The sequence below is a fragment of the Streptomyces sp. SID1328 genome, from assembly GCF_009865595.1.
Classification (GTDB): domain Bacteria; phylum Actinomycetota; class Actinomycetes; order Streptomycetales; family Streptomycetaceae; genus Streptomyces; species Streptomyces griseoluteus.
Genome location: NZ_WWKH01000142.1, coordinates 1 through 4,119, shown reverse-complemented (window position 1 = coordinate 4,119; position 4,119 = coordinate 1). Strand labels below are relative to the sequence as shown.

Here is a 4,119-nt window from a genome sequence, read left to right as displayed (position 1 = left end):
CCGTTTAGGATCGCTTACATGTTGAACCTGGAGCGCCTGCGCACCCTGCACGCCTTCGCCCGGCACGGCTCCGTCAGCGCCGCCGCCGAGGCGCTGCATGTCACCACGTCCGCGGTGTCCCAGCAGCTCGGCAAGCTGGAGCGGGAGGCCGGGCAGCGGCTGCTCGCCAAGAACGGGCGCGGAGTGCGCCTCACCGACGCCGGACGCCTGCTGTCCGAGCACGCGGCCCGCATCCTCTCCCAGGTCGAGCTGGCCCAGTCCGACCTGGAGGCACACCGCGGCCAGGTCGCCGGGGAACTCAGGATGTCCGCGTTCCCCACCGCGGCCCGCGGCCTCTTCCCCGCCGCGCTCGCCGCGCTGCGCGCCCAGCACCCCGCCCTGCGGCTCCGCTCCTGCGAGCTGGAGCCGGAACTCGGCGTCGCCGGGGTCGCGCGCGGCGACCTGGACCTCGCGGTCGTCCTCGACTGGTACAACAAGCCGATGCCGGTGCCCGACGGCCTGGTCAAGGAACCCCTGCTGGACGACCCCGCCGAGGTGGCCCTGCCCGCCGGACACCCGCTGGCCGGCCGGGACGAGGTCGACCTCGCGGAGTTCGCCGGGGACGAGTGGATCACCTGGGGCGAGGGCGAGTTCTGCCACGAGTGGCTGCTGTTCACCCTGCGCTCCAAGGGCGTCGAACCCCTCGTCGGCCATCGCGCGGGCGAGACCCACACCCAGCTCGCGCTGGTCGCCGCCGGGCTCGGGGTGTGCATCGCGCCCCTGCTGGGCCGCGACCCCGTCCCGCCCGGCGTCGTCCTGGTCCCGCTCAGGCAGCGGGTGCGGCGGCACGTCTACGTGCTGTGGCGCGCGGACGCCGACCGGCGGCCCTCGATCCGGGCCGCCGTCGACGCCCTGCGCACGGCGGCCGCGCGGCTCAGCTGAACCCTCAACGCCCGCTGAGCTTGCGGAAGTCCCAGGACACGACCTTCTCCGGGGTCAGCCGGGCCCAGGCGTGCCGCCCGTCGTGCGGCATCTCGTCCATGCCGAAGTTCTTCCGCGCGAACAGCGTCTCCACCGTGTCGAGTTCGGCGCACAGGTCCCCCGTGCGGGGCACCTCGCCCACGAACTCCACCCGCCCGGACAGCTCGGCCCCACGCAACTGGTCGTACTCCTCACCGGAGTCGACGACCACCGCCACCCGCGCGTCGTGCCGGAGCTGGGTCCAGCGCTTGCTGCGCACCACGGAGTAGAGCCACAGCGAGGTGCCGTCCCAGACGAACCACAGCGCGCTCACGTGCGGGGTGCCGTCCGCCGAGACGGTCGCCACCCGGCAGGTGCGCTGACTGGTCAGGAACTCGTCCAGCTCGCCGGGCGTCATCATGATCTTCCGGCCCCGGCGCTGCTGCGTGACGGTCATGCGGCCCCCCTTCCCGGTCAGGCCAGCTTGATCTCGTCGCCGGACACGCTGATCTTCTGCTCGGGCAGCGGAGCCGTGGCCGGCCCCTGTTTCACGCTGCCGTCGGCCACCGAGAAATGGCTGTTGTGGCACGGGCAGACGATCACCCCGTCCGCGACACTGCCCACCGCGCACCCCTGGTGCGTGCACTTGGCGGAGAACGCCTTGTACGTACCGGCGCTGGGCTGGGTGACCACCACCCCCTGGTCCTTGAAGATCTTGCCGCCGCCCTCGGGGATGTCGGCCGTCTTGGCGAGGGCGTCCCCGGCGGAACCGGAGCCGGCCGCGTCCGAGTCGCCGTCCCCCGAACCGCACGCCGCCAGCGCCACGGTGAGGCCGGCCGCTCCCGCCGCCGCGATCACGGTGCGCCGGTCGGGTCCGGCAGTGGGTCGGGGCGTTGCGCTGGTCATGGGCGTTTCCTTCCGCCTGGGTGAGCGTTCTTGATCCGTCCAGGGGTACGGCCCCGTGGCACCTGACGTTCACCGACGGCCCCGATCCTCGCCGCCGGGGCATGAGGACGGCGTAAGAGCCGGCCCCCGGATCAACTCCCGGCGGGCGGTGCCCAGGTGTGCACCCAGGTCAGCAACTCCGGTGTGTGCAGGGCGGGTACCCACAGGTCGGCACGGTGCGCGTCGTCCCCCTCCGGCCGGGGGCCGACGCCCAGGACGCGCAGCCGGGCACGGCGGGCCGACTCCACGCCGGTCAGGGAGTCCTCGACGGCCAGCGCCTCCTCCGCGTCCACCCCGCACAGCCGGGCCGCGGTCTCGTACACGTCCGGCCACGGCTTTGGGCGGACCGGGCCGGTGTCGCCCGCCGGGGTCGGGGAGGGGACGACAATGTGCGCGAAGTGGGCGCGCAGACCGGCCCGTTCGAGGCTCGCCTCCACCACCTCCGCGGGGCAGTTGCTCGCCACGGCGAGGGGGAGTCTGCCGGAGAGCAGCCGTACGAGGTCGACGGCGCCCGGCATCGTCACCGGGTCGTCCGCGACGAGGTCGAGGAAGTGGTGGAGGAGGGCGGCCGTCAGGTCGGTGGTGAGCTCGGGCTTGTGCACCGCTTCGGCCATCAGCCGCCCGCAGTCGGCGTAGTGCACCCCCTTGGCCTGGTCGGCGAAGCCCGGCGGGGGCTGCAGGCCGAAGCCCCGGAAGGCCCGGCCGCGGGCCTCCTGCCAGTGGCGTTCGCTGTCCATCAGCGTGCCGTCGCAGTCGAAGACGACGGCCTTGGGGGACCAGCCCAGCAGTTGATGACCCGTGGTGGACACAATGACCTCCCTGGAACGGGCATTCCCGGCATAGATCGGGAAACGGAAACATCGTGGCCGCTACGTTATTTGCGCGCTCAGAGTGAGGGAATGACTACAAGGGGTTATCGACGGTGAGGGGTTTCGGGGTGTATGTGCCCTCTGGGCGCCCCGGCGGCGGGAGTGGCCGCCGAGGCCGCCAACGACATTGTGCGAAAGCACAGTTGAGGCGTATGCGTCAGGGGGCCGACCCCGATGCACGAGGGCCGCCGATCCACCGGCGAAGCACCGAAACGGAGGGGTTGCGCACCCTTTACCACTCGCCCGCGTTCATCCTCGAAAGAAATGCGCAATTACCGCGCGAGTGTGGCTGCCGGTTGCTCCCGGCGCACGCGGGCGCACTACATTCTTCGGCGTCAGGATTGCTGAGCGAGGGTGGACGGGACGTTGCAGGAACGCGCCAGGGCAACGCGCCGATCACTCCTGGAGGCGGCTGCCTCCCTCTTCGCCGAACGCGGGTACGCGGGCACCAGCGTCAACGACATAAGCAGCAGGTCGGGGCGGACGAGCGGCGCCGTGTACTTCCACTACGCGAGCAAGGAGGGCATCGCCCTCGCCGTCGTCCGGGACCGTTTCGCCACCTGGCCCGAACTCAACGACCGGTATACGAACGACGCGGTCCCGCCGATGGACCGGCTCGTCGCGCTGAGCTACGACATCGCCAAGGCTCTCGCCGAGGACCCCGTGACCCGTGGGGGCGCCAGACTGTGGGCCGAGCGCGAGGTCATCAACGTCACGCTCCCCGACCCCTTCGCCCTCTGGACCGCCGCCACCACCCGCCTGCTGGCCCAGGCGCGGGCCACCGGTCACCTGGCCCCGCACATCCGGCCCGCCCCCACCGCCCGCGCCCTGGTGCGCGCCTTCTTCGGCCTCTGCTCGCTGACCGAGGCGCTGGAGGGCACCGCCACCATCACCGCCCGCCTCGCCGAGTGGTGGCACCTCACCCTGCCGTCCCTCCAGGCCGCACCGGAGCGCTGAGGCGGCCCGGCAGCTCCCGCACGCTGTTGCCGACGAAGCTGGCGTGACGCGGCAAGTCCGCCTCTGGAACGGCGAGTTCGAGGTCCGGGAAGCGGGCGAACAGCCGCTCCAGCGCGACCGTCGCCTCCAGCCGGGACAGGGGAGCGCCCGGGCAGTAGTGGGCGCCGTGCCCGAGCGACAGACTGCGCACGGCGTCCGCGCGGGCCGGGCGCGTGACATCGAAGCGGCCGGCATCCTCGCCGTGCACCGCCTTGTCGCGTCCGGCGGCGGAGTAGCCGGCCAGGACCGGGGTGCCCGCCGGGATCGTCGTACCGTCGACGTCGAGGTCCCGTATCGGATAGCGGAACGGGAAGTAGCTGACCGGGGAGTCCCAGCGCAGGGTCTCCTCCACCACGTCGGCCCAGCTCGC

At 72.4% G+C, this 4,119-nt stretch carries 6 protein-coding genes; 2 read left to right on the top strand and 4 right to left on the bottom strand.

Annotated features, from left to right (window positions below):
• The first annotated feature begins 18 nt into the window (after positions 1–18).
• Positions 19–921, top strand: a complete 903-nt coding sequence (locus GT030_RS04465; protein ID WP_161199941.1) for a LysR family transcriptional regulator — start codon at positions 19–21, stop codon at positions 919–921.
• Positions 922–925: 4 nt separating this feature from the next.
• On the opposite strand, the gene GT030_RS04460 is transcribed toward GT030_RS04465, so the two are convergent.
• The 3 genes from GT030_RS04460 to GT030_RS04450 form a co-directional block, all read right to left on the bottom strand.
• Positions 926–1,396 carry a pyridoxamine 5'-phosphate oxidase family protein gene (locus GT030_RS04460; RefSeq protein ID WP_161199940.1) on the bottom strand — a complete coding sequence of 157 codons (471 nt, stop codon included), beginning with the start codon at positions 1,394–1,396 and terminating at the stop codon, positions 926–928.
• A 17-nt stretch (positions 1,397–1,413) separates the two neighbouring features.
• A complete protein-coding gene (locus tag GT030_RS04455) occupies positions 1,414–1,845 on the bottom strand; it encodes a Rieske (2Fe-2S) protein (protein WP_161199939.1) in 432 nt (143 codons plus the stop codon).
• A 131-nt stretch (positions 1,846–1,976) separates the two neighbouring features.
• Entirely contained in the window at positions 1,977–2,693 is a 717-nt protein-coding gene (locus GT030_RS04450) for an HAD family phosphatase (RefSeq protein WP_161199938.1), read from the bottom strand.
• A gap of 414 nt (positions 2,694–3,107) precedes the next feature.
• On the opposite strand from GT030_RS04450, the gene GT030_RS04445 reads away from it, so the two are divergent.
• Positions 3,108–3,710 carry a ScbR family autoregulator-binding transcription factor gene (locus tag GT030_RS04445; RefSeq protein WP_346009564.1) on the top strand — a complete coding sequence of 201 codons (603 nt, stop codon included), beginning with the start codon at positions 3,108–3,110 and terminating at the stop codon, positions 3,708–3,710.
• On the opposite strand, the gene GT030_RS04440 is transcribed toward GT030_RS04445, so the two are convergent.
• Positions 3,673–4,119: cytochrome P450 (locus tag GT030_RS04440; RefSeq protein ID WP_161199937.1), on the bottom strand; the 447-nt coding region annotated here is incomplete at its 5' end. The genes GT030_RS04445 and GT030_RS04440 overlap by 38 nt on opposite strands.

Bases quoted from the DNA above. Each gene is read 5' to 3' on its own strand.
- GT030_RS04455 (WP_161199939.1), bottom strand. From the start codon at position 1,845: ATGACCAGCGCAACGCCCCGACCCACTGCCGGACCCGACCGGCGCACC.
- GT030_RS04465 (WP_161199941.1), top strand. From the start codon at position 19: ATGTTGAACCTGGAGCGCCTGCGCACCCTGCACGCCTTCGCCCGGCAC.
- GT030_RS04460 (WP_161199940.1), bottom strand. From the start codon at position 1,396: ATGACCGTCACGCAGCAGCGCCGGGGCCGGAAGATCATGATGACGCCC.